We start from the raw sequence: 20745 nt of genomic DNA on the forward strand, positions 1-20745 counted from the left end.
CATGAGCGAATCCAACGATGCGGCCGTGCCTTCGGCCGCCGCGGGCAGCGGCCGGCTGGTGCCTCCCGCCGGCGGTGTGACCGTGCGGATGTACCGCGCCGGCCACGGCGACTGCTTTCTGCTCGCCTTCGCCGGGAGCGTACCCGAGGAACCGCCCGTGTACGTGCTGATCGACTGCGGATACAAGCCGGGCTCCCCCGCCTTCATCCACACCTCTCCCGTGGAAATCGCCGCCAGCATCCTCGACGCAACCGGCGGGTGCATCGACATCGTGGTCATCACCCACGAGCACCAGGACCATGTGAACGGATTCACCAAGGACAACTTGATTGGTATCCACATCGGAGAGGTGTGGATGGCGTGGACGGAGGATCCGGGCGATGCCCTGGCCAACCAACTGCGCGACCGGTTCAACGATCAGCTTCTCGGGCTGCTGGCCGCACGAAGCCGGCTGGCCGCACAGGGGGAGGAGGAGCGTACGCGGTTCATCGACCAGTTCCTCGCCCTGGAGCTGGGCGGCGAAGAAGACGACATGGACGGCGCCGCGGGTGCGGGGCTGCTGATGGCCGCGCAGACCGATCCCTCAAACAGCAGCAACAAGCAGGCGATGAAGCGGGTCAGGGATCGGGCGCAGAACGGCGTGCGGTACATCCGCCCGCACGAGGCGATCATGCCGCTTCCGCGCGCCGCCGGGGTGCGGGCCTATGCGCTCGGGCCTCCGCGCGACGCGGCGAAGCTCCGGGACATGGATCCCGCGGGGGACGAGGTCTTTCACGGCGCCGCCATCCCCGCCACCTCGGCCGGGAACTACTTCGCCGCGGCGGTCGCGTCGGTGGACGGGCACGGGGTGTCGCCGTTCGGGGCTCGTTACGCCGTCCCCAGCACCGACGCGCTGACGGATGCGCGGTCCGGCGAGTTCTTCAAGATCCACTACGGCGGGCCGGGGATGGCCGCCGCGCGGGCTCCGCGCGGGTGGAACGAGGACGAGGTGCTTCCCGACGCGGAATGGCGGCGCATCGACAACGAATGGCTGTACTCCGCGGACCGGCTGGCGTTGGACCTGAACCAGCAGACCAACAACGCGAGCGTCGTGCTCGCCTTTGAACTGGGAAAGGGAGGCAAGGTGCTGCTCTTTGCCGCCGACGCCCAGCGCGGCAACTGGGTCTCGTGGAACGACGGAACGTGGGCGGAAGACGGACAGGTCATCTCCGCCCGGGATCTGCTCGCGCGGACGGTGCTGTACAAGGTGGGGCACCACTGCAGCGAGAACGCAACGCTCAACGGCGGTCCAGCCAGCGAACACCCCAGCCTGGGATGGATGGGGCAGGGTGAGCACCGCCGCGAGTTTACGGCGATGATTACCGCGGTGCGTGCCTGGGCGGAGGGACAGAACGGCTGGGATCATCCCAGGAAGGCCATCAAGGACGAGCTGCTCAGAAAGTCGTCCGGCCGGGTCCTCCAGACCGACACTTCGATCCCGGCAACCCCGCCGGATGGCGTTCCGGAGGCGGATTGGCAGCGGTTCCTGTCACACGTGCGAGAAGACCGGCTGTACTTCGACTACGACATCATGCCATAGGCGAGCCCCGGTCCGGATGCGCGCACGGAAAAGCCCCCACCCGGGCATGGGTGGGGGCTCTTCCGTGTAGGAGCGATGGAGGAGAGCGGCGGGCGCGCGCGGCCCGATGCGGAGGCCATCCGCTACGATGGCTCGCCCTCGGCCGCGGATTCTCTGGATCCGCGGGCTTGTGGACGCAGGTACGGTCCGCCTTCAGGTACGCCCGTCCAGCGCCGCCGCGATGGCGCGCACCGCGATCCCCCGATGGCTGATCTCATCCTTTCGCGACGCGGGCAGCTCGCCAAAGGTCATCCCCTCCTCCGGCAGATGGAAGAGCGGATCGTATCCAAAGCCGCCCTCCCCGCGCGCCGCGCGCAGGACCACGCCTTCGCACGCACCGGTGCGCACCATCTCGCGCCCGTCCGGCCACGCCACGGCGGCGGCGCACACGTACCGTGCCGTCCGCCGCGGATCATCCACATCCGCAAGCAGGTGCAGGAGATGGCGGTTGTTGGCGTCGTCCTGCAGCTCGCCGCGCACGTCATCCACCGGGGCAAAGCGGCGGGAGCGGACGCCGGGCGCGCCGTTGAGCGCATCCACGCAGATACCGGAATCGTCCGCGAGCGCGGCCTCGCCCGTCATCCGCGCAAAGTACCGCGCCTTGGCCAGCGCGTTCTCCTCGAACGTGTCAAAGACCTCCAGCGCGTCCTCCTCCGGGGACTCGGGAATGCCGAGTTCGGCCAGGCCGACGATGTCCAGCCCGGGGACGGCGGCCAGCAGCCGGTGCAGCTCGCGCACCTTGCCCGCGTTGCGGGTGGCGACCACGAGGCGCATCAGCCGGCCGCGGCGCGCTGCATGGCGTTCAGCTGGCGGATCGCGTCCGCCGCCGTGCCGACCAGCCGTGACAGCTGTTCCGGCGTAAAGTCGCCGTGCTCGCCGGTTCCCTGCACCTCGATCAGTCCGCCGTTCTCGCGCGCGACCACGTTCAGGTCCACCTCGGCGCGCACATCCTCGGAGTAATCCAGGTCCAGCAGCAGTTCGCCGCCGACCAAGCCACCGCTGATGGCCGCGACGTAGTGGCGGAATGCGCTGGGCGCACCCGTCTTTTCCGCCACCCATGCGCAGGCGTCGTGCAGGGCCACGGCGCCGCCGGTGATGGAAGCGGTGCGCGTGCCGCCGTCCGCCTGCAGGACGTCGCAGTCGATGGTGATGGTCCACTCGCCGAGGGCGGCCATGTCCACGCAGGCGCGCAGCGAGCGGCCGATCAGGCGCTGGATCTCCTGCGTGCGCCCGCCCACCTGTCCGCGCTCGCGGCGGTTGCGCGAGCCGGTGGCGCGGGGGAGCATGGCGTATTCCGCCGTCACCCAGCCCTCGCCCTTGCCTTTGCGCCAGCCGGGAACGCCCTGCTCCACCGACGCCGTGCACAGCACGCGGGTGCGGCCGGCGCTGATGAGGCACGAGCCCTCGGCGTACAGCGAGGCTCCGCGTTCCAGCGTGATCGGCCGCAGCGCGCCGGGCGAACGGCCGTCGTTGCGCGTGGTGCTTTCCGCCACGTTACGTATCCTGTGATATATGGATGGAGATGATGCGGAGATGCGCCGCGGATCGCGACGGAGCGCGGTTCCCGCGGCGTGCAACGAATTCGGTCTGGATCGACGGAGTGCCATCGCGCGGAGGGGCCCCCTCTCCCCGGCCCTCTCCCCCGCTCCGCGGGAGAAAGGGAGACCTCACCTCGCAGGCGGAGACAGGTGCGGAAGCCTGCTCTCGCGAGGCCTCAGCCGTGAGGGCCCCTCCCCCGGCCCCTACCCGTGCAAACTGCGCACGGAGAGGGGAGAAAACCGATCGCGCTCCGGCCAGCCGGCGCGCACGAGACTGGGGTGTGCTCTCTCTCCCACATCCGTTCGTGGGAGAGGGTCGTCGTGCGCAGCACGCGGGGTGAGGGCCACAGCGTCGGCCGCGCCACCCTCCAATCCCACGCCAGCTCTCGTCCCGGAAACCTCCGCTCGACGAACTCCGCCGCGACGGACTTTCTCCCGAGCCGCTCGCTGCCCTACGGCGCCGCGGGCTCCGCCAGGACGACGCGCGCGCGCACGGACGCCAGGATCTCTCCCGCGCCCTTCGCGAGCAGTTCGTCCGCAGCGGCGCGACCGACCGCGGCCGCGTGCTTCACGTCGCCCACCTGGTGCACGCGCAGGATGCGCGATCCGTCGGTGTCAGCGACGAGGCCGGCGAGGTACACCTGCCCCTCATCCACCAGCCCCAGCGCGCCGATGGGAATCTGGCACCCGCCCTCCAGCGCACGGAGCAGGGCGCGTTCCGCCGTGGTTGCGGCGGCCGTATCCGGGTCGTTCAGCGGGGCCAGCGCGGCGCGGATGTCGTCGCGGTCCGTGCGGCAGACGATGCCCAGCGCCCCCTGCCCCACCGCCGGCAGCCAGCGCGGCGGCTCCAGGTATGCGCTGATGCGGTCCCTCCACCCCAGCCGCAGCACGCCGGCCGCGGCCAGGATGATGGCGTCGTACTCGCCGCGGTCCAGCTTGGCCAGGCGCGTGTTCAGATTGCCGCGCAGGTCCACCAGTTCCAGGTCCGGCCGCCGCTTGCGCAACTGCGCCACGCGCCGCAGCGAACTCGTCCCCACGCGCGCGCCGGGCTCCAGCGCCTCCAGCCCGCCAGCCTGGCCGGGAGGCAGCAGGACGACGTCGCGCGGGTCCTCGCGCACGGTGACGGCCGCGAGCGTCAGCCCGTCCGGCAGGCGCGTGGGAATGTCCTTGAGCGAGTGGACCGCGAGGTCGGCCTGGTCCTCCAGGAGCGCGTTGTCCAGCTCCTTGGTGAACAGGCCCTTGTCGCCGATCTTGGCCAGCGGTACGTCCTGAATGCGGTCGCCCGTGGTGCGGATGACCTCGATCTCCACCTGGAGCGACGGATCCGCGGCGCGCAGCGAGCCGGCCACCGCGCGGGACTGCCACAGCGCCAGTTCGCTCCCCCGTGAGGCGATGCGGATCACCACTGCGACTGCGCTCCGTCAATCATCTTCTGCACCACTTCCACCAGCGCCTTGCGGCGGCCCACGTCCACGCTTTCACGCCCCGGATCAAAGGTGCCCAGCGCGGTGATGCCGTTGCCCTTCCACAGCAGCCGGTCTTCGCGGACGTCGTAGATCTCCGCGTCAAAGCTCACCTGCACCTGACGCTCCAGCGCGTTCACCCGGCCGCCGGCGCTGCGCGGATCGTAGTTGGTGGTCTGCTCTTCCGCGCGGATCAGCCGGCCTCGGACGATGGCGTCCGCCGTCTGCTGCGAGCTCAGGCGCACGCCCAGGTTGCCGGGAAAGCGCTCCTGAAGCTGCCGCAGCAGCTCGGACTCCATCCCCGGAAACGGCGTTCCGTTCTCGAACGGCTCGATGTACACGCGCCGGATGTGCGACGGCAGGCCGCCGCCGGTAAAGCTGTACAGGCAGCCGCCCAGCAGGACGGCCAGCGCCAGGAGCGCCGAGGCGTTACGTGCCCGGCGGGCTCCACGTTTCTTCAGGAAAGCCAGCGACATCGGTCTGCGACTCCACGGTCAGGTTGAGCGTGCGATAGGCGGCCCAGTCGCGGTACTGCGCGCGACCCAGCTGCCCCGCGTCGTTCCAGGTAAGGTCGATGGATTCGGCCACGCCGCCGCCGGCGCTGCGGCGAACGCTCTGCAGCCGGCCGGCGCGCAGCCGGTACTCCAGCACGCTCGTGCCGAGCTGATAACGGATTGTGGTGCTCTCCCCCGAGACGGACGAGTTCAGCAGCCGCGCGTCCGCCGGCGGGGCGACGATGCCGACCGCGCCCCACAGCAGCGCGGGCGACGGAAGGGCGAAGCGCTGCGCCAGCACGGCGGGCACGCGCATCTGCCCATCCACCAGCGCCGCGGCCAGATACGTTTCGCCGCGCGGGCCGAACAGGTCCAGGCGAAAGCGTCCCGGCGCCTCGTACCGCGCCACGCCGCGCCCGCGGAACTGCGCCCCGGCCTCGTCCAGCTGCCAGCCGAACTGCGCCTGGCGGGGGGAGGTGGGCGTGGTGGCGCGCTGTGCCTCGGCGGCCACGGGCGCTGCATCGGCGGCGGACGTGCCCCCGGCGGTGGTGCCGCCCGGCGTGCCGGGCGCGGTGGAAACGGTCTGCGCGGCGGGCGCGCAGCCGGCCAGCGCCGCGGCCAAGGCAGCCGCGGTCAGGCGGTAACGGATCAACGGACCTCCCGGATTCGAATGATGCGATCGCCCGGCAGAATGCGGTCCACCACCTCCAGCCCGCGCACCACCTGCCCGAACACGGTGTACGTGCCGTCCAGGTGCGGCTGCGGCGAGTGGGTGATGAACCACTGGCTTCCGCCCGTGTCCGGGCCGGAGAGCGCCATGCCGAGCGTGCCACGGCCGTAGACGTGGCGATTGATCTCGTCGCGGATGGCATACCCCGGACCGCCGGAAGTGTCCCCGCGCGGATCGCCGCCCTGAATGACGAAATTCGGCACCACGCGCGGCCACTCCTGCCCGTCGAAGTAGCCGCGCGCGGCCAGCGTCAGGAAGCTGCGGACGGTGAGCGGCGCTTCCCGCTGGTACAGCTCCACCTCGATCTCGCCGCGATCCGTGGTGATGATCGCGCGGCGGGGCGCGGCGGTCATGTCGCGCGCGGCGCGGACGTAGTCGGACGCGCGGCGGCCCGTCTCCACCGGGAGCGGCGCGCCCCACGCGGCGGGGACGGAATCGCCGAACGCGGTCTGCGCGCGCTGGCGCACCAGGTAGTCCGCGGAGCGGCCGAAGCGGGAAAAGAACTGGGTGCGGGCCGTCGCGTCCTTCTTGGCGATGGCGCCGATCGCGTCCACTGCGGCGAGCGCGGCGTCGTCCATCTCATCCCGCTGCGCGCGGTCGTACGCGTCCAGGACCAGGGGGAGCGTCGCGGGATCGGCGAGCTTGGCCAGTCCCATGAGCGCGTTGGTGCGGGCGATGACGTCGCGCGTGTCCAGCGCGGCGATCAGCACGGGGCGGATCTCCGTCACCGTGTCTCCGAGCGCGCCGACGGCCTGCTCCAGCGCCGCGGCGGCCACGCGCCCGTCGGGATCGTCGATCCACGCCGACAGCCGCTGGCGCGACGCGGGACTCACCTGCGCGTGCACGCGGGCGGCCGCGGCGCGCAGCCTCCACTCCGGCGAGGTCTCGATCGCCGTTACGGCCGCGATCGCGGCGGGCCCGTCGATGTCCGCCAGCGCGGCGGCCGCGGTCTGGCGGATGAAGACGTTGCGCGCCGGATCGCGGATGATGGACGACAGCAGCGGCGCCGCGGAACGTGCGTCGGCTCCCATGCGCTGCAATCCCTCCAGCGCGGCGATCACGTCGTACGGATCGCGCGCGGCGTTGGCCCGGTCGGACAGAAAGGTGAGCGTGCGCTCGCCCGGGTACGTGCCAAGGGTGCGGAGTGCGTTCACGCGCACGGGCATGCTGCTGTCCGCCCCGGCGAGGGCGATCAGCATCTGCAGCGCGCGGTCGCGGCCCACGCCGGCGGAGTCCGCCATCGGCCCGGTGAGCGCACGGGCGGCGAAGGAGCGCACCAGCGCGTCGGCATCCGCGGCGGCGGGGGAGAGCGCCGCGGCCGTGGCGGGTTCCGGTCGGCGGGCCAGCGCGTACGCCGCGCGCCAGCGGAGTTCGGGGTCGCGCGCCGTCATCCATCGGGCGACGGCGGGAACGGGCGTGGGCCGGCCCTGGCGCCACACCGCCAGCAGCGCGGGACCGACGGCCTCCGCGGTGCCGGTGCCGTCGATAGCGGCTTCGGTGAGAAGACGCTCCAGCGCGGCGCGCGCGGCGGGATGGCGGATCTTGCCGAGCGCGTACGCCGCCTCGCCCACGACGGACGGCGCGGCGGCGATGCGGCTGCTGGCGGCGTACGGAGCGAGAAGCGGGACGGCGGCGCTGTCGGCGATCTGGCCGAGCGCGAACGCGGCCGTCGCTGCGACGCTGGTGTCCTCGTCCGCCAGCATGCGGCCCAGCATGGGAATGGCGCGTTTGTCCCGCAGGTTGCCGGCGGCCAGGGCGGCGCGGCGGCGCAGCGCGGCGGAGGGAGCCCCCGCGGCCGTGGCGAGCGCGGTGGAATCGTACTCGCGCCGGTCTTCCAGGCGGATGAGCGTGGACGCGTCGACGGGTCCCGTGCCGGCGCCCGCGCTCATGGCGGGCGCGCAGGCGGAAAGCAGCGCCGCGGCGGTGACGGGAAGGGCGAGCAGAAACTCGGGGCGGCGGCTCATGCGTTGGGCTCCGTGGCGGCGCGAAAGGCGTCCAGCAGGTCCTGGGGCAGCTTGCGCGGGGCGCTGCTGGCGCGGTCCAGGGCGGTCAGGCCGGTGCGGGCGGAGCAGAGGCGCGTCGTGGTGCCGTCCTCCTCCACCCGCTCGATCAGGTAGGTGAAGCTGATGGCGCGCGACCGCACCTGCTCCACCGAGGTCGTCACGCGGATCAGGTCCTCGTAGCGCGCGGAGGCGTGATAGCGCATGGACACGTCGGTGACGGCCAGCATCACGCCTTCTTTTTCGATGACGGAGTACGGCTTCCAGAGATGGCGGATCAGGTCCGTGCGGCCCATCTCGCACCACACCAGGTAGTTGGCGTGATAGACGACGCCCATCTGGTCCGTTTCGGCGTACCGCGCGCGGAACTCCAGGGTGGACGTGTGTGCAGCCGGGTGCATGCGGGGCGGAACGGTTCGCGGGTGCGGGTGATGGACCGGCGACGATTCTACCCGGCCAGCGCGCCCACTGTCAAACGCGGACGCGGGTTTGTGGTGTGTTCTGTGGATGCAGAACCGCAGGGGCGACTGAAGTCGCGGCAACAACGGCGCGAAGTCCGCCTTCGCGGACTGCAGCCGCGGCTCGGGTGAGTTTCGAGGGGCATTGAGGAAGTCCGCCGTCCAGGAGCGAATGAATTCGCCGCTGGACCGGCACGAAGTCCGCCTTCGCGGACTGGGGCGGCGGGTTCGGCGCGTCACGCGGAGTCGGCTTGGGCGCGGGCCAGATCCTTCGTCGGCGCCAAGGTTCGGCGCGCCGGCAGGCACGTCCGGCGCCTCCTCAGGATGACATGGTGTGGGCTGTAAACTGATGCACCACAAAGACATGTCATCCTGAGGGAGCGTGCGCCGCCCTCTCCCCTGCCCCGAGCCCTGCGCGACCGAAGGATCTACTATCCGCCCAAGCCAACTCCGCCTGACGCGCGGTACTCGCCCGCACCTCTCTGCGCCTCTGCGGCTCTGCGTGAGGCCCTTCTGTTCGTCATCCACACGAAAAAGGGCGCCCCGCGAGGAGCGCCCTTCGTCAACCGAGAACGGAGCGGATCAGCCGCCCACCAGCTCGGTGCCGGCAAAGAAGAACGCGATCTCGATGTCCGCGTTCTCGTCGCTGTCGGAGCCGTGCACCGCGTTGCGGCCCTTGTTCTCCGCGTACAGCTTGCGGATGGTGCCCTCGGCGGCCTCGGCCGGATCGGTGGCGCCAATCGTCTCACGCCACAGACCGACCGCGTTGTCGGCCTGCAGGGCCAGCACCACGGACGGGCCGCTGGACATGAACTCCACGAGCTCGCCGTAGAAGCCGCGCTCCTTGTGCACCTCGTAGAACTTCTGCGCCTGCGCCAGGCTGATCTGGGTGAGCTTCATGCCCAGGATCGTGAAGCCGGCCTGCTGGATGTGGGCGATGATCTTGCCGGCGTGGCCGCTCTGCACGGCGTCGGGCTTGATCATGGCGAACGTGCGAGCCATTCGATCTATCCTTCGTCAGATGATGATTCAACGGGAGACGCGGCGAACCCGAACACCTTGCGCAGGATGTCGCCGCGGGTCAGAAATCCGGTCAGCTGCCCCTCGTGCACCACGGGCAGCCGCTCGATGTCCTTGCTTACCAGCATCCCCGTGACCTCGGCCAGGGCCTGGTCCTCGGAGACGCAGATCACGGAGCGCGACATCACGTCGCGCACCCGCGTTTCCTGCCATGCCACCACGGTGGCGTCCGCCGGGCGCTGCACGCCGGGAAGAAAGTAGCGCAGCAGGTCGCGGTCGGTCACCATCCCCAGCACCTCGCGGCCCTCGCCCACCACCGGAACCGCGCGCAGCTTGTGCTCGGCGATCAGGTCCAGCACCTCCTGCACCGGCGCGTCGGGCGAGGTGCGGTACACGCGCTGCGTCATCACGTCGCGCACGGTAAGCCGCGGCTGAATGACGATTTCGCGCATCTCCGCGATCTGCAGCACGTCCGCCGCGGTGCGCGCGTTTACGAGCCGCTCCACCACGCTGTCGTGCCGCAGCACCCGCGCGAGCGCCGCCACCGTCTGCAGGTACAGGTCCGCCGCGCTCAGCGGGGCCAGCACCAGGACGACGATCTGCGCCACCGCAGCGGCCACATCGCCCGGCGCCTCGGCCAGCGGCTGCGGCGCGATGCCCACGGCGACGACCAGGTGATCGACCGCGTCCGTCCGCAGGTGCGGAAGCAGAACGCGGTCGCCCACGTGGATCAGGTCGCGCACCCGCGCCTCGCTGAACATCCGCTCCATCTGGTCCGGATGCGCCACGGCGCCGGTGCGCACCAGCACCTCCGCCAGGCGCGTTACGGCCTCGCGGACGGTGCGGGCGTGAAGCGGGGCCACGATGTGCTCCTCATGGAGAATCTCCGTGAGCCGCACCTCGCGCCCCGCCCGGGGAACGCCCTGGTTCAGAGCGCCTCCTGGATGAGCCCCACCACGTCCAGCGGGCGGGTGGCGACGGCGATGCCGTTGTCGCGGAAGGCGGTGATCTTTTCCTCCGCCGTCCCCGCGCCGCCGCTGATGATGGCGCCCGCGTGGCCCATGCGGCGTCCCGGAGGCGCCGTCTGTCCGGCGATGAAGCCCACCACCGGCTTGGTGACGTGCTCCTTGATGTAGCGCGCGGCTTCCTGCTCGTCCGTGCCGCCGATCTCACCCAGCATCACGATGGCCTGGGTGTCCGGATCGGCCTCGAACGCCGCAAGGCAGTCGATGAACGACGTGCCGTTGATGGGGTCGCCGCCGATGCCCACGCACGTCGTCGTCCCGATCCCGGCGCCCTTGAGCTTGTAGACCACTTCGTAGGTCAGCGTGCCGCTCTTGGACACCAGGCCGACGGGGCCGGGCTGCGTGATGTGGCCGGGGATGATGCCGACCTTGCTCTTGCCGGCGGACAGCAGGCCCGGGCAGTTCGGTCCCAGCAGACGGGCGCCCTTGTCCAGCACGTACGGACGCACGCGCGTCATGTCCAGCACCGGCACGCCTTCGGTGATGCAGACGATGAAGCTCACGCCCGCGTCGGCGGCCTCGAACATGGCGTCCGCGGCGAACGGAGGCGGCACGTAGATGACCGACGTGTTGGCGCCCGTCTCACGGACGGCCTCTTCGACCGTGTTGAAGATGGGCACGCGGCCCTCGAACATCTGCCCGCCCTTGCCCGGGGTGACGCCGGCGACGACGTCGGTCCCGTATTCCATCATCTGCTTGGCGTGGAACGAACCGTCGCGCCCCGTGATGCCCTGGACGACGAGCTTGGTGCTCTGATCGATGAAGATGCTCACTGGGACTCTCCCTTGGCCAAAGCGACGGCCTTCTGCACGGCCTCGTCCATGTCGGTCAGCGCGGTGAAGCCGGCGTCGGCCAGAATCTTCACGGCGATCTCTTCGTTGGTCCCCGTCAGGCGGATGACGATGGGCACCTTGATGTCGATCATCTTCGTGGCGGTCACGATCCCGTTGGCCACGTCATCCGTGCGGGTAATGCCGCCGAAGATGTTGAACAGAATGGCCTTCACGTTCGCGTCGCCGGTGATGATCTTGAGCGCGTTCACCACCTTTTCGGGATTGCTCGAACCGCCGATGTCCAGGAAGTTGGCGGGTTCGCCGCCGTAGTACTTCACCAGGTCCATCGTGGCCATGGCCAGCCCGGCGCCGTTCACGATGCAGCCCACGTCGCCGTCCAGCTTGATGAACGTGAGGTTGGCGTTGCGCGCCGTGACTTCCGCCGGGTCCTCGGACGATTCATCGCGCAGGGCCTCGATGGCCGGCAGGCGGAACAGCTCGTTGTCATCCACGCTCAGCTTGGCGTCCAGCGCCAGCACGTCGCCCGCGGGATTGGTGATGAGCGGGTTGATCTCGGCCAGCGAGGCGCCGTTCTCGATGAACGCCTTGTACAGCTGCTGCAGGATCTTGGCGGCGGCGCGCACCTGCTTCGGATCCGTGTACAGCTTGGTGGCCAGCAGGTGGGCCTGGTGCGGCAGAAAGCCGTAGCGCGGGTCCACCGCCAGCTTGGTGATCTTGTCGGGATCGGTCGCGGCCACCTCTTCGATGTCCACGCCGCCCGCCGCGGAAACCATCCACACGGGAGCCTTGCTGGCGCGATCCAGGATGATGCCCACGTACGCCTCGGTGGCGATGTCTTCCGCCGGGGCGATCAGCACCTTTTCCACGGTGAGGCCCTTGATGTCCATCCCCAGGATGGCCTGGGCCTTTTCGCGCGCCTCTTCCGGCGTCTTGGCCAGCTTTACGCCGCCGGCCTTGCCGCGCCCGCCGACGTGCACCTGGGCCTTGACGACCACGGCGCCGCCCAGCTTCCGGGCGATCTGCTCCGCCTGCTCGGGCGTGGTGGCCACTTCGCCCATGGGGACGGGAATCCCCTGTGCGAAGAGCAGCTCCTTCGCCTGATATTCGTGGATGTTCACGGATGACTCGGGTTCGAGTGAAAAAACGACAACAGACAACCGAAGTGCCCAGGGACAAGTGCCCAGGGGTCAAGTGCCCAGTGCCCAGGAGCACCCCGCACTTCAGATTTCGCGCTCCCGGCTGTCTCCGGGCACTGCTTCGGCGGCAGGTCCACGCCGCCTCACGCCCAGAGTCCTCGGATCAACCGCCAGAGAGCAAAAGACCGTGCTTCCCTGGGCACTTGAAACTGAGCACTGGGCACTGCTTCTCTCTTACGGAACGATTTCGGTGCCGGCGTTCCCGGCGACCGCCTCGCGCCCCTGGTCCAGCCGGGCGATGATGGCCCGCTTGCCGCCGCGACGCACGAACTCGGCGGCGGCCTCCACCTTGGGGGCCATGCTCCCCTTCCCCAGATCGCTTCCCGCCAGCAGCGCGTCCGCCTCGGCGACGGTCAGGCGCTCCAGGCCGCGCTGCCGCGGGGTGCCGTAGTCCACGTACACGCGGTCCACGTCCGTCAGAATCACCAGCACCTCGGCGCCGATGTCGCGGCCCAGGATGGCGGCGGCGCGGTCCTTGTCCACCACCGCGTCCACGCCCTCCAGGCCGAACTCGGGGTGGCGGTACACCGGGCATCCGCCCCCGCCCGCCGCGACCACGACGTGACCTTCCGCCACCAGCGCGCGGATCATGTCGCGTTCCACGATGCCGGTGGGGCGCGGGCTGGGCACCACGCGGCGCCATCCGCCCTTGGTCTCCGCCACCTCGCCGCCCAGCTCGGCCGCCAGCTCGCGCGCCGTCGCCTCGTCCATGGTGCGGCCGATGGGCTTGCTGGGGCGCTGCATCTCCGGATCGTCCGGATCCACCAGCACCTGGGTGACCATCGTCACCACCTGCCGGTCCACACCGCCGCGGAGAAGGGCGTTCTGCAGCGACTGCTGGATCATGTAGCCGATCCATCCCTCCGTTCCCGCCACCAGCACGCCCAGCGGCAGCGGCGGAACGAGGTGCCGCGACTGCTCATTGCGGATCAGCTCGTTCCCCACCTGCGGGCCGTTGCCGTGCACGATGGCGATGCGCCACCCCTCGCGGGCCAGCTCCACCACGGCGCCCAGCGACTCGCGCGTGTGGCGGAACTGCTCGGTGATGGTTCCTTCTTCCCCGGGCTGGGCAAGGGCGTTGCCTCCCAGCGCGAGCACCACGGTCTTGCTTGGCACAAAGCCTCGGTCACGGGCGACATTCTATGCGCTTCCCCCGAACGGGAGCAAGCGCGTAGCAGAACGGGACTTCCGCCGCCGGCCGGGCGCGGGCAACCATCTCCCGCCCCGCGCCGCCCGCGGATGGCCACGAAACCGTCACGCCCGGCGAAAAGCGCGCCTCGCCGATGAAACCGCGTCCGGCGCCCGCGTTTCCGCGGACGCCGGACCACGCGGTCAGTGCCCGTCCGACGCGCCGCCGATCCCCTCGGCCTTGAGCCAGCCTTCCATCTCGCCGCGGATCTCGGCCAGCCGCTCCGGCGTGCGGGCCTCGTAGCGGGCGACGAGCACGGGCTCGGTGTTGGAGGCGCGGATCAGCCCCCAGCCGTCGCCGAACAGCACGCGCGCGCCGTCCACGTCAATGACCTCGTGGTCCTTGCGAAAGTGCTCCGTGGCGCGGCCCACGATGGCGAACTTGGTCTCCTCCGTGGCCGGGTACCGCAGCTCCGCGGTGGACACGAACTTGGGGAACTCGTCCAGCCAGGCGCTCAGCGGCGCGGAACGGCGGGCGACGATGTCGATGAGCAGCGCGGCGCCGTACAGCGCGTCGTCGAAGCCGTAGTAGTTGTCGCCGAACATGATGTGGCCGCTCAGCTCGCCGGCCAGCAGCGCATGCTCTTCCTTCATCCGCTCCTTGATGAGCGAGTGGCCGGTGGCATTCATGATCCCCACGCCGCCCGCCGACTCCAGCACCTCGCTGAGCTGCTGCGAGCACTTTACGTCGAATACGACCTTCTGCCCCGCCCCGTGCTTCTGGATCAGGTCCAGGCCGTACAGGAGGAGCAGCGTGTCGCCGCGGACGATTTCTCCCTTGTCGTCGATGGCGCCGATACGGTCCGCGTCTCCGTCAAACGCCACGCCCAGGTCCGCCCCGGTCTCCTTCACCTTGGCGATGATGTCCACCAGGTTCTTGTCGACGACGGGATCGGGATGGTGGTTGGGGAAGGTGCCGTCGCTCTCGCAGAAGATGGGGATGACGGTCACGTTGGGCCCCAGCGCCTCCAGCAGCCGGACGGCGATGATGCTGCCGGTGCCGTTGCCGCAGTCCACCACCACCTTCACGGGACGCTGAATGGTGAACTTGCCGGCGATCACCTTCACGTAGTCGTCCAGCACCTCGCGCGTTTCCACGGAGCCGCCGCCGCTCTCGTAGTCGCTTTCGGTGATCATCCGGCGGATCTCCTGGATGGAGTCGCCAAAGATGCTGCGGCCGCCCAGCGTCATCTTGAACCCGTTGTACTGCGGCGGGTTGTGCGAGCCGGTCACCTGCAGCCCGCCGTCCAGCTCCCCGTGCGAGACGGCGAAGCTGTGCGCGGGGGTGGGAACCAGGCCCACGTCGATGACGCGCACGCCGGCGGCCACCATGCCGCGGCGCACGGCGGCGGCCAGTTCGTCGCTGGTCAGGCGGTTGTCGCGGCCCACGGCCAGCACGGGCGCGTCCTTGCCCAGCCGGCGGCGCGCCAGCGAGCCAAAGGCGCGGCCGATCTGCTCGGCCACCTGGGCGTCCACGTCGGGGCCCACCACGCCGCGGATGTCGTACTGCCGGAAGATGTGCGGATTGACGGTCGTCACGGTGCCGCTGGGGTTCGTCTTGGAAAAAAGCAACGGCGCCCTCCGGGATGCGGAAGGCGCCTGGAAAGTCACGGGGTCAGCGGTCCAGCAGCACGGCCACGCACTCGATCTCCACCGCGGCGTCGCGGGGAAGGCGGGCCACCTGCACGGTGCTGCGCGCGGGCTTGTGCTCGCCGAAGTGGCGGGCGTACACCTCGTTCATGGCCGCGAAGTCGTTCATGTCCTGCAGGAACACCGTCGTCTTGACCACCGACGAAAGGTCCGCGCCGGCCTGCGTCAGAATGGCCTGCAGGTTCTTCATCACCTGCTCGGTCTGCGTGGCGATGTCGCCCTGCACCAGCTGCATGGACTGCGGATCGAACGGCACCTGGCCGGCGGTGAACACGAAGCCGTTGGCCACGATGGCCTGGCTGTACGGTCCGATGGCGGCCGGGGCGTTGTCGGTGTGCACTTGCTGCATGGCTTTCGCTCGCGGCGAGGAGAGAGTCCGAACGGGGATGAGCCACGCCCAGCCCCGGAAAAAGAGCCGGGCAATCTAGACGCCGCGCCCGCGCCCAGCAAGGCGAAGCCGCCCCGCCGTGCGACGCGGCCATCATCCCCAGAATGCCCGCGGAGCGCTGCACGTCCACCAGCAGCAGCACCAGAACGCCTTGACATGAAGATCACAAGGAGCACAGGCCACCGTCCGCAGACGCCCGCCATCCGCATCCAAACCAATGCGTGTCAACGGATACGAGAATGAACGGAGAGCCGGAACCGATCCGATGACGTACACAGTACGCTCATTATCCGACTGTAATTGACATCGCAAAGAAGCTACGTTAGCTATCGATCAGCGGGGGACGCACCGCCCCCCGCCGATCACCATGACTCTCTCTGGAGGCTATCATGGCACGCGTAACACTCGACATCTTCTCCGGCCGGCCGAACCCGTCCTGGGTGCTGGACGAGAAGGAAGCACGGGAACTGCTGCGCGATCTGCAGCGCCGCCCCGAAGCCCTGGCCCCCGCCGACGCGTTCCCGGGAATCCTGGGATACCGCGGCTTGGTCGTGGAAGCGGACGAAGGCGAGGACGCCTCGGCGGCGTCCGAGTTCGGCCGGGCGCTCCCCGGAATCTTTCGCGTGGGCAGCGGCCGCGCGGCGGACAACGGGCGCAGCTTCGAGGTGGCGGAGCGCCTGCTGAGCGGCATTGGCAACGCCGCCCCGGCGCACGGGCTGCAGGACGCCGGCCCGTCGTACGACAAGATGGATCTGCGCGGCCTGGTGCAGCGCGCGCTGCGCGATTCGTCCACCTCGGCGGCCTTCGCCAAGGCGCCGACCGATGCGCAGGCGTACGAACTGATGCTGCGCTCGTCCGCCCAGGCGGCGCCCTCGTCGGATGTGGGCGATGCGTCGCGCGCGGCGCCGGATTCGGGGACGCAGGCGCTGGCGGCGGCCGCGGCGGCGTGCTGGAACCCGGCTGCGGTCATCGGCTCGGACGCGTCCAGCTGGACGGCGGCCACCGTGGGCAGCTGCGGGGTGGAACTGGGGGCCTTCAATCCCACGTTCTGGAACGCGGCCAGCACGCGCCCCTACAACAACTGCTACAACTACGCGACCAACCGGCGCACCGACACGTTCGCGCAGCCGGGGCGCGCGACGTGCGCCGGCACCAGCACCATGGCGTGCGCCAACGTGAGCGCGGGCGCGGTCAGCGACGGCGCGCTGCCGGCGGGAACCTGCGCGTCGTCCACCGAGGCGCCGCGGTGGTACATGGCGCTGGTCATCTGGCCGGGGTACGACTACCACTGGTACCGCCGGCAGAGCAACGGCTACTGGGGCCACAAGCCCGGCAGCACGGCCGCCAAGAACACGGATGACAGCGGCGCCATCATCTACAACCCGCAGACGGCCAACCGCGGCCCGTACACCAACTTCTGCGGCTACTACTTCGCGCGTTCCTCCATGGGCGTGCAGTAACCTTCCGGACGGGAGCGGCGGATGCGGATCGAGGCAGACCTGTTCAGCGGCCGTCCCAACCCGTCGTGGACGGCGGGACCGGTGGAGGTGCGCGCCATCACCGCGCTCCTTGCCGGCCTCGCCCCCTCGGCGGAGCCCGCGGAGCCGTTCGAAGGGCTGGGCTACCGCGGGATGGTGCTGAGCGGGGTGGAGCCGGAGGTGCACCCGTGTCCGGAACTACACGTGCGCGCCGGGCTGGTGGCGGCGGCGTGCCCCGGCGGCCGGGTGACGTACGCCGACCCGGGGCGCGCCCTGGAGCGGCGGCTGGTGGAGATGGCGCGGGACCGGCTCCCCGCGGAGTTGTACGGAGCGCTCGCCGGCATGGCCGGCCTCTGATCCGCGGAGCACCGTCATCTCCCGGTCGATGGAAATGATGACCGGCCGCCGGATCCCGGGTGAAAAACGGAACGCGGTGCACTCTGTCATGGAGTGCACCGCGTTCTATTCATCGACCGGGATGAAGCCCGTCGAGAGATGTCGACCCGTGGAGAGGAAGCTCGTGCCTGCCGTCGGCGGTTCGCATCCCGGGGATCGGCCCGGCGGTTGAAACCGCGCCTCGAAAAACACAACGACCGCCTTCGCACCGAGATTCTCGTCGGTCCAGCGGGGAGTTCCCGTCAGCGGGCGCGGTCGCGCTTGGCCAGCTTGCCGAGCTCGATGTGCACGGCGGTGATTTCGCCCGCGATCTCCGCCATCGTCTCGGTGATGTCCAGCACGGAGCGCACGCCGTCGCCCCACACATCGGCGACGTAGCTGTCGCCGGCGCGAAAGAGGACGCGCTGGGCTTCTTCCAGCATCTGCACCGCGTCCCAGATGATTTCCCGGGCGTTCTCCAGGTGCTCGTGGCCGGTGAGCTGGGGGTCTGCCATGGGCGTGGGGCGGGTGGGTCGAGGTAGAGGAGTGGACGGCAAAGCTAGCACGGCGCCCCGCGCCGCGCGACACCCCGCCCGAAACGACCGGAGGGCGCAGCCAGCGGCCGCGCCCTCCGGGCACATCAGGGACGCGGGCGCGACTACGCCAGCATCTTGCGAACCTCATCCGCCATGCGCGGAAGGATCTCGTTGAGGTCGCCCACGATTCCGTAGTCCGCCACCTTGAAGATAGGGGCCTCGGGATCCTTGTTGATGGCGACGATGTAGCGGGCCGTGCGCATGCCGGCCAGGTGCTGAATGGCACCGCTGATGCCCGCGGCGATGTACAGCGTGGGCGCGACCGTCTTGCCCGTCTGCCCCACCTGCTCGGCGTGCGGGCGCCAGCCGGCGTCCACCACCGCGCGCGACGCGCCCACGGCCGCCTTGCCGCCGAACGCCGCGGCCAGGTCTTCCACCAGCTTGAAGTTCTCCGGCGATCCCAGCCCGCGGCCTCCGGCCACGATGATGCCGGCCTCGCCCACGTCCAGCTTTTCCGCCGCGCCCGCCTTGATCTCGCGGACGATGGCGCCGAAGTCGGCCTCGTTCACGGACACGTTCAGCGTCTCCACCGTGCCGGCCTTGGCGTTCTCCACCGGCAGAAAGACGTTGGCGCGCACCGAGAACACCGGCGTGCCGCCCGTGGCGGCGACCTGGCTCAGCAGCTTGCCGCCGTACTCCGGGCGCGTGGCGACGACCGCGCCGCCCTGCACCTCCAGCCCGATGACGTCGCTGCTGTAGCCGCTGCCCAGGCGGGCCGCCACGCGCGGCGCCAGGTCCTTGCCCAGCGAGCTGGCGGGAAAGAGCGCGACGTCGCAGCCGTGCTCCTTGATGAAGCTGGAGATGACCGTGGTGAAGCCCTCGGCCGAGTACTTGTCGAACGCGGCGGCCTCGCCCACGAACACCTTGTCGGCGCCGTAGCGGCCCAGCTCGGCCGCGGCCCCGGCGATGCCGGAGCCCAGCACCACCGCGTGCACCTCGGTGCCCAGCGCGTCGGCGAGCTTGCGGGCGGCGGTCACCACTTCCTGCGAGACCTTGCGGATCTCGCCGTCACGCGTTTCAGCGAACGCGAAAATGCCTGGCATGGGACTCCGTCGTCTCAGGCGTGAATGCAATCGAAGAAGATCAAGGAAACCGGGGATGAAACCTTCTCAGAAGTTCCTATTCCCCATTCCCCATTCCCTATTCCCTTCCCTGCCGTACCTCAGAGAACCTTGGCCTCTTCGCGCAGCAGCTTGAGCAGCGCCGGAACCGCGTCGGCGCCCTGCCCCACGATGCGGCCGGCCTGGCGCTCGCTGGGATAGCTGAGCTTGCGCGTTTCCACGCCCGCGTCGCCGGCGGTGGCGGCCTTTTCCTCCAGCGGCTTCTTCTTGGCCGCCATGATTCCCTTGAGCGACGCGTAGCGCGGCTCGTAGGCGCCCTTGGTCATGGTCAGCGCGCAGGGCATGCGCAGCTCCACGACCTCGTGGCCGCCCTCGATCTCGCGGTGGGCGGTCACCCTGCCGTCCGCGACCGAGAACTCGGTGACGGCGCTGGCGGCGGGAATGCCCAGCAGCTCGGCGGTCATGGGACCCACGGCCTGCAGGTCGTCGTCGATGGCCTTCATGCCGAACAGGAGCAGGTCGTACTCGCGGCCCTTGATCTCCTCGGCCAGCACGCGGGCGACGGCCAGGCCCTCGGCGCGGCCCGCGGTCTTGAGCAGGACGGCGTTGTCGGCACCCATGGCCAGGGCGGTGCGCAGCGTTTCGGCGCTTTCGGCGCCCCCCACGCTGATGGCGGTGACCTCGCCCGATCCGGCCGCTTCCTTGTGCTTCAGGGCGGCTTCGACGGCGAACTCGTCGTACGGGTTCAGGACGAACTTGACGCCGGCGGCTTCCACGGACTTCTCGTCGCCGGCGATGCGAAGGCGCGCCTCGGTATCCGGGACGCGCTTCACGCACACGATGCTCTTCACGCGCATCTCCCTTGGGTCGGTTGAGAATCCGGAGCCGCCCGGCGGCCCCGAAGCCCGTCAACATACTCGTGACCCACCCGGTACGGCAACCCATCCGTACAAGCTTTTTTCCAGCAGGCTTGCGGGTTTTGGCGGACGGTCGTTCGATCAACGCCCTCCACCCTCCTCTCCCGACGCACACGGATCACGACACGGAAGAGCATCACGCAGAGCAGCAGAGGAGCAGAGAACGGACGTCCGCCGGTTCTCCTCTGCTCCTCTGCTGCTCTGCGTGAGATTCTGTTCCGTGCAATTCCCCCCGCGTACCTCCGCGGTCCCCCGCGACCTCCGCGTGATCGCAGTTGACGGGGCCTGGAAAGCAAACGACCCTCTCCCGAACGCATCGGGAGAGGGTCGTTCATCCAGCCACAAGAACGCGATCAGGGCTGGCGGGGCGCGGGTTGCGCGGCGGTGGACGCCTTGGTGGTGTCCATGGGCGCGGGAGCCGTGGCGCCGGGGCCCTGGACGGGCGCGCTCACCCGTCCCTGCTCGCTGAGCGCCGAGTCGCGCGCGTCCAGCTGCTCCAGGTGGATGGTGGTATCCACCGAAAGCCCCGCCTGCGCCGCCTCTTCCGGCGACAGGGCGCGCGCCGAGTCCCGCACCTGCGACGCCGACATTCCGTCCTGCCAGTCGTTGTTGGTCGTGTCTACCTGGGCCGGCCCGGCGGCGGCCTCATCCTCCGACTTGCCGCACGCGGCGGTGGCGACGCACGCCAGCGCGGACAGGGCGAAAACACGGCGCAGAATCACGTTCGGCATCATGGCTCCAGGATCGGTCAGACGA

General features: G+C 70.0%; 21 protein-coding genes. 3 read left to right on the top strand and 18 right to left on the bottom strand.

Annotated features, from left to right (window positions below; genetic code table 11):
* Position 1 precedes the first annotated feature (1 nt).
* Positions 2–1579, top strand: coding sequence for a ComEC/Rec2 family competence protein (locus tag HNQ61_RS14415; RefSeq protein ID WP_170036879.1), 1578 nt, complete (start codon positions 2–4; stop codon positions 1577–1579).
* Between the two features lie 192 nt (positions 1580–1771).
* Here HNQ61_RS14415 and rdgB read toward each other — a convergent pair whose 3' ends face one another.
* The 14 genes from rdgB to HNQ61_RS14485 form a co-directional block, all read right to left on the bottom strand.
* Positions 1772–2392, bottom strand: a complete 621-nt coding sequence (gene rdgB, locus HNQ61_RS14420) for an RdgB/HAM1 family non-canonical purine NTP pyrophosphatase (protein ID WP_170036877.1) — start codon at positions 2390–2392, stop codon at positions 1772–1774.
* Complete coding sequence (gene rph, locus HNQ61_RS14425; RefSeq protein ID WP_338088132.1) at positions 2392–3111, bottom strand: ribonuclease PH; 720 nt, start codon at positions 3109–3111, stop codon at positions 2392–2394. Before rph ends, rdgB begins: the two co-directional genes overlap by 1 nt.
* A gap of 497 nt (positions 3112–3608) precedes the next feature.
* Positions 3609–4559 (bottom strand): hydroxymethylbilane synthase, encoded by a 951-nt coding sequence (gene hemC / locus HNQ61_RS14430; protein ID WP_338088131.1) that lies wholly within the window; start codon positions 4557–4559, stop codon positions 3609–3611.
* A complete protein-coding gene (lptE, locus tag HNQ61_RS14435) occupies positions 4556–5095 on the bottom strand; it encodes an LPS assembly lipoprotein LptE (RefSeq protein ID WP_170036871.1) in 540 nt (179 codons plus the stop codon). The genes hemC and lptE overlap by 4 nt, the downstream gene beginning before the upstream one ends.
* Positions 5049–5765 carry a hypothetical protein gene (locus HNQ61_RS14440; protein ID WP_170036869.1) on the bottom strand — a complete coding sequence of 239 codons (717 nt, stop codon included), beginning with the start codon at positions 5763–5765 and terminating at the stop codon, positions 5049–5051. Before HNQ61_RS14440 ends, lptE begins: the two co-directional genes overlap by 47 nt.
* Positions 5762–7807, bottom strand: coding sequence for a peptidylprolyl isomerase (locus HNQ61_RS14445; protein WP_170036868.1), 2046 nt, complete (start codon positions 7805–7807; stop codon positions 5762–5764). Before HNQ61_RS14445 ends, HNQ61_RS14440 begins: the two co-directional genes overlap by 4 nt.
* Complete coding sequence (locus HNQ61_RS14450; protein ID WP_170036867.1) at positions 7804–8244, bottom strand: acyl-CoA thioesterase; 441 nt, start codon at positions 8242–8244, stop codon at positions 7804–7806. Before HNQ61_RS14450 ends, HNQ61_RS14445 begins: the two co-directional genes overlap by 4 nt.
* A 639-nt stretch (positions 8245–8883) precedes the next feature.
* On the bottom strand, positions 8884–9303 hold the full coding sequence (ndk, locus tag HNQ61_RS14455; protein WP_170036866.1) for a nucleoside-diphosphate kinase: 420 nt from the start codon (positions 9301–9303) through the stop codon (positions 8884–8886).
* A gap of 5 nt (positions 9304–9308) precedes the next feature.
* Positions 9309–10220: a CBS domain-containing protein gene (locus tag HNQ61_RS14460; RefSeq protein ID WP_338088130.1), complete on the bottom strand. Its 912-nt coding sequence runs from the start codon at positions 10218–10220 to the stop codon at positions 9309–9311.
* A 29-nt stretch (positions 10221–10249) separates the two neighbouring features.
* Positions 10250–11119 carry a succinate--CoA ligase subunit alpha gene (sucD, locus tag HNQ61_RS14465; protein WP_170036864.1) on the bottom strand — a complete coding sequence of 290 codons (870 nt, stop codon included), beginning with the start codon at positions 11117–11119 and terminating at the stop codon, positions 10250–10252.
* On the bottom strand, positions 11116–12258 hold the full coding sequence (gene sucC, locus HNQ61_RS14470; RefSeq protein WP_170036863.1) for an ADP-forming succinate--CoA ligase subunit beta: 1143 nt from the start codon (positions 12256–12258) through the stop codon (positions 11116–11118). Before sucC ends, sucD begins: the two co-directional genes overlap by 4 nt.
* Positions 12259–12510: 252 nt before the next feature.
* Positions 12511–13452, bottom strand: coding sequence for a carbamate kinase (locus HNQ61_RS14475; protein ID WP_170036862.1), 942 nt, complete (start codon positions 13450–13452; stop codon positions 12511–12513).
* 216 nt (positions 13453–13668) lie between these two features.
* A complete protein-coding gene (locus HNQ61_RS14480) occupies positions 13669–15096 on the bottom strand; it encodes a phosphomannomutase/phosphoglucomutase (protein ID WP_205761875.1) in 1428 nt (475 codons plus the stop codon).
* A gap of 43 nt (positions 15097–15139) precedes the next feature.
* Positions 15140–15523, bottom strand: coding sequence for a RidA family protein (locus HNQ61_RS14485; RefSeq protein ID WP_170036858.1), 384 nt, complete (start codon positions 15521–15523; stop codon positions 15140–15142).
* A 428-nt stretch (positions 15524–15951) separates the two neighbouring features.
* Between HNQ61_RS14485 and HNQ61_RS14490 the strand changes: the two genes are divergently transcribed.
* Positions 15952–17022, top strand: a complete 1071-nt coding sequence (locus HNQ61_RS14490) for a hypothetical protein (protein ID WP_170036856.1) — start codon at positions 15952–15954, stop codon at positions 17020–17022.
* Between the two features lie 21 nt (positions 17023–17043).
* On the top strand, positions 17044–17397 hold the full coding sequence (locus HNQ61_RS14495; protein ID WP_170036854.1) for a hypothetical protein: 354 nt from the start codon (positions 17044–17046) through the stop codon (positions 17395–17397).
* Positions 17398–17678: 281 nt separating this feature from the next.
* Here HNQ61_RS14495 and HNQ61_RS14500 read toward each other — a convergent pair whose 3' ends face one another.
* From HNQ61_RS14500 to HNQ61_RS14515, 4 genes are all read right to left on the bottom strand, one after another.
* A complete protein-coding gene (locus tag HNQ61_RS14500) occupies positions 17679–17930 on the bottom strand; it encodes a hypothetical protein (protein ID WP_170036852.1) in 252 nt (83 codons plus the stop codon).
* A 143-nt stretch (positions 17931–18073) separates the two neighbouring features.
* Positions 18074–19054, bottom strand: a complete 981-nt coding sequence (locus HNQ61_RS14505; RefSeq protein WP_170036850.1) for an electron transfer flavoprotein subunit alpha/FixB family protein — start codon at positions 19052–19054, stop codon at positions 18074–18076.
* Between the two features lie 119 nt (positions 19055–19173).
* Complete coding sequence (locus tag HNQ61_RS14510) at positions 19174–19923, bottom strand: electron transfer flavoprotein subunit beta/FixA family protein (RefSeq protein ID WP_170036848.1); 750 nt, start codon at positions 19921–19923, stop codon at positions 19174–19176.
* A 419-nt stretch (positions 19924–20342) separates the two neighbouring features.
* Complete coding sequence (locus HNQ61_RS14515; RefSeq protein ID WP_183685696.1) at positions 20343–20720, bottom strand: hypothetical protein; 378 nt, start codon at positions 20718–20720, stop codon at positions 20343–20345.
* Positions 20721–20745 lie beyond the last annotated feature (25 nt).

Source organism: Longimicrobium terrae (assembly GCF_014202995.1).
In the GTDB taxonomy this organism is placed as follows: Bacteria; Gemmatimonadota; Gemmatimonadetes; order Longimicrobiales; family Longimicrobiaceae; genus Longimicrobium; species Longimicrobium terrae.

Bases quoted from the DNA above. Each gene is read 5' to 3' on its own strand.
- HNQ61_RS14415 (WP_170036879.1), top strand. From the start codon at position 2: ATGAGCGAATCCAACGATGCGGCCGTGCCTTCGGCCGCCGCGGGCAGC.
- rdgB (WP_170036877.1), bottom strand. From the start codon at position 2,392: ATGCGCCTCGTGGTCGCCACCCGCAACGCGGGCAAGGTGCGCGAGCTG.
- lptE (WP_170036871.1), bottom strand. From the start codon at position 5,095: ATGTCGCTGGCTTTCCTGAAGAAACGTGGAGCCCGCCGGGCACGTAAC.
- HNQ61_RS14445 (WP_170036868.1), bottom strand. From the start codon at position 7,807: ATGAGCCGCCGCCCCGAGTTTCTGCTCGCCCTTCCCGTCACCGCCGCG.
- HNQ61_RS14450 (WP_170036867.1), bottom strand. From the start codon at position 8,244: ATGCACCCGGCTGCACACACGTCCACCCTGGAGTTCCGCGCGCGGTAC.
- ndk (WP_170036866.1), bottom strand. From the start codon at position 9,303: ATGGCTCGCACGTTCGCCATGATCAAGCCCGACGCCGTGCAGAGCGGC.
- HNQ61_RS14485 (WP_170036858.1), bottom strand. From the start codon at position 15,523: ATGCAGCAAGTGCACACCGACAACGCCCCGGCCGCCATCGGACCGTAC.
- HNQ61_RS14490 (WP_170036856.1), top strand. From the start codon at position 15,952: ATGGCACGCGTAACACTCGACATCTTCTCCGGCCGGCCGAACCCGTCC.
- HNQ61_RS14495 (WP_170036854.1), top strand. From the start codon at position 17,044: ATGCGGATCGAGGCAGACCTGTTCAGCGGCCGTCCCAACCCGTCGTGG.
- HNQ61_RS14500 (WP_170036852.1), bottom strand. From the start codon at position 17,930: ATGGCAGACCCCCAGCTCACCGGCCACGAGCACCTGGAGAACGCCCGG.
- HNQ61_RS14505 (WP_170036850.1), bottom strand. From the start codon at position 19,054: ATGCCAGGCATTTTCGCGTTCGCTGAAACGCGTGACGGCGAGATCCGC.
- HNQ61_RS14515 (WP_183685696.1), bottom strand. From the start codon at position 20,720: ATGCCGAACGTGATTCTGCGCCGTGTTTTCGCCCTGTCCGCGCTGGCG.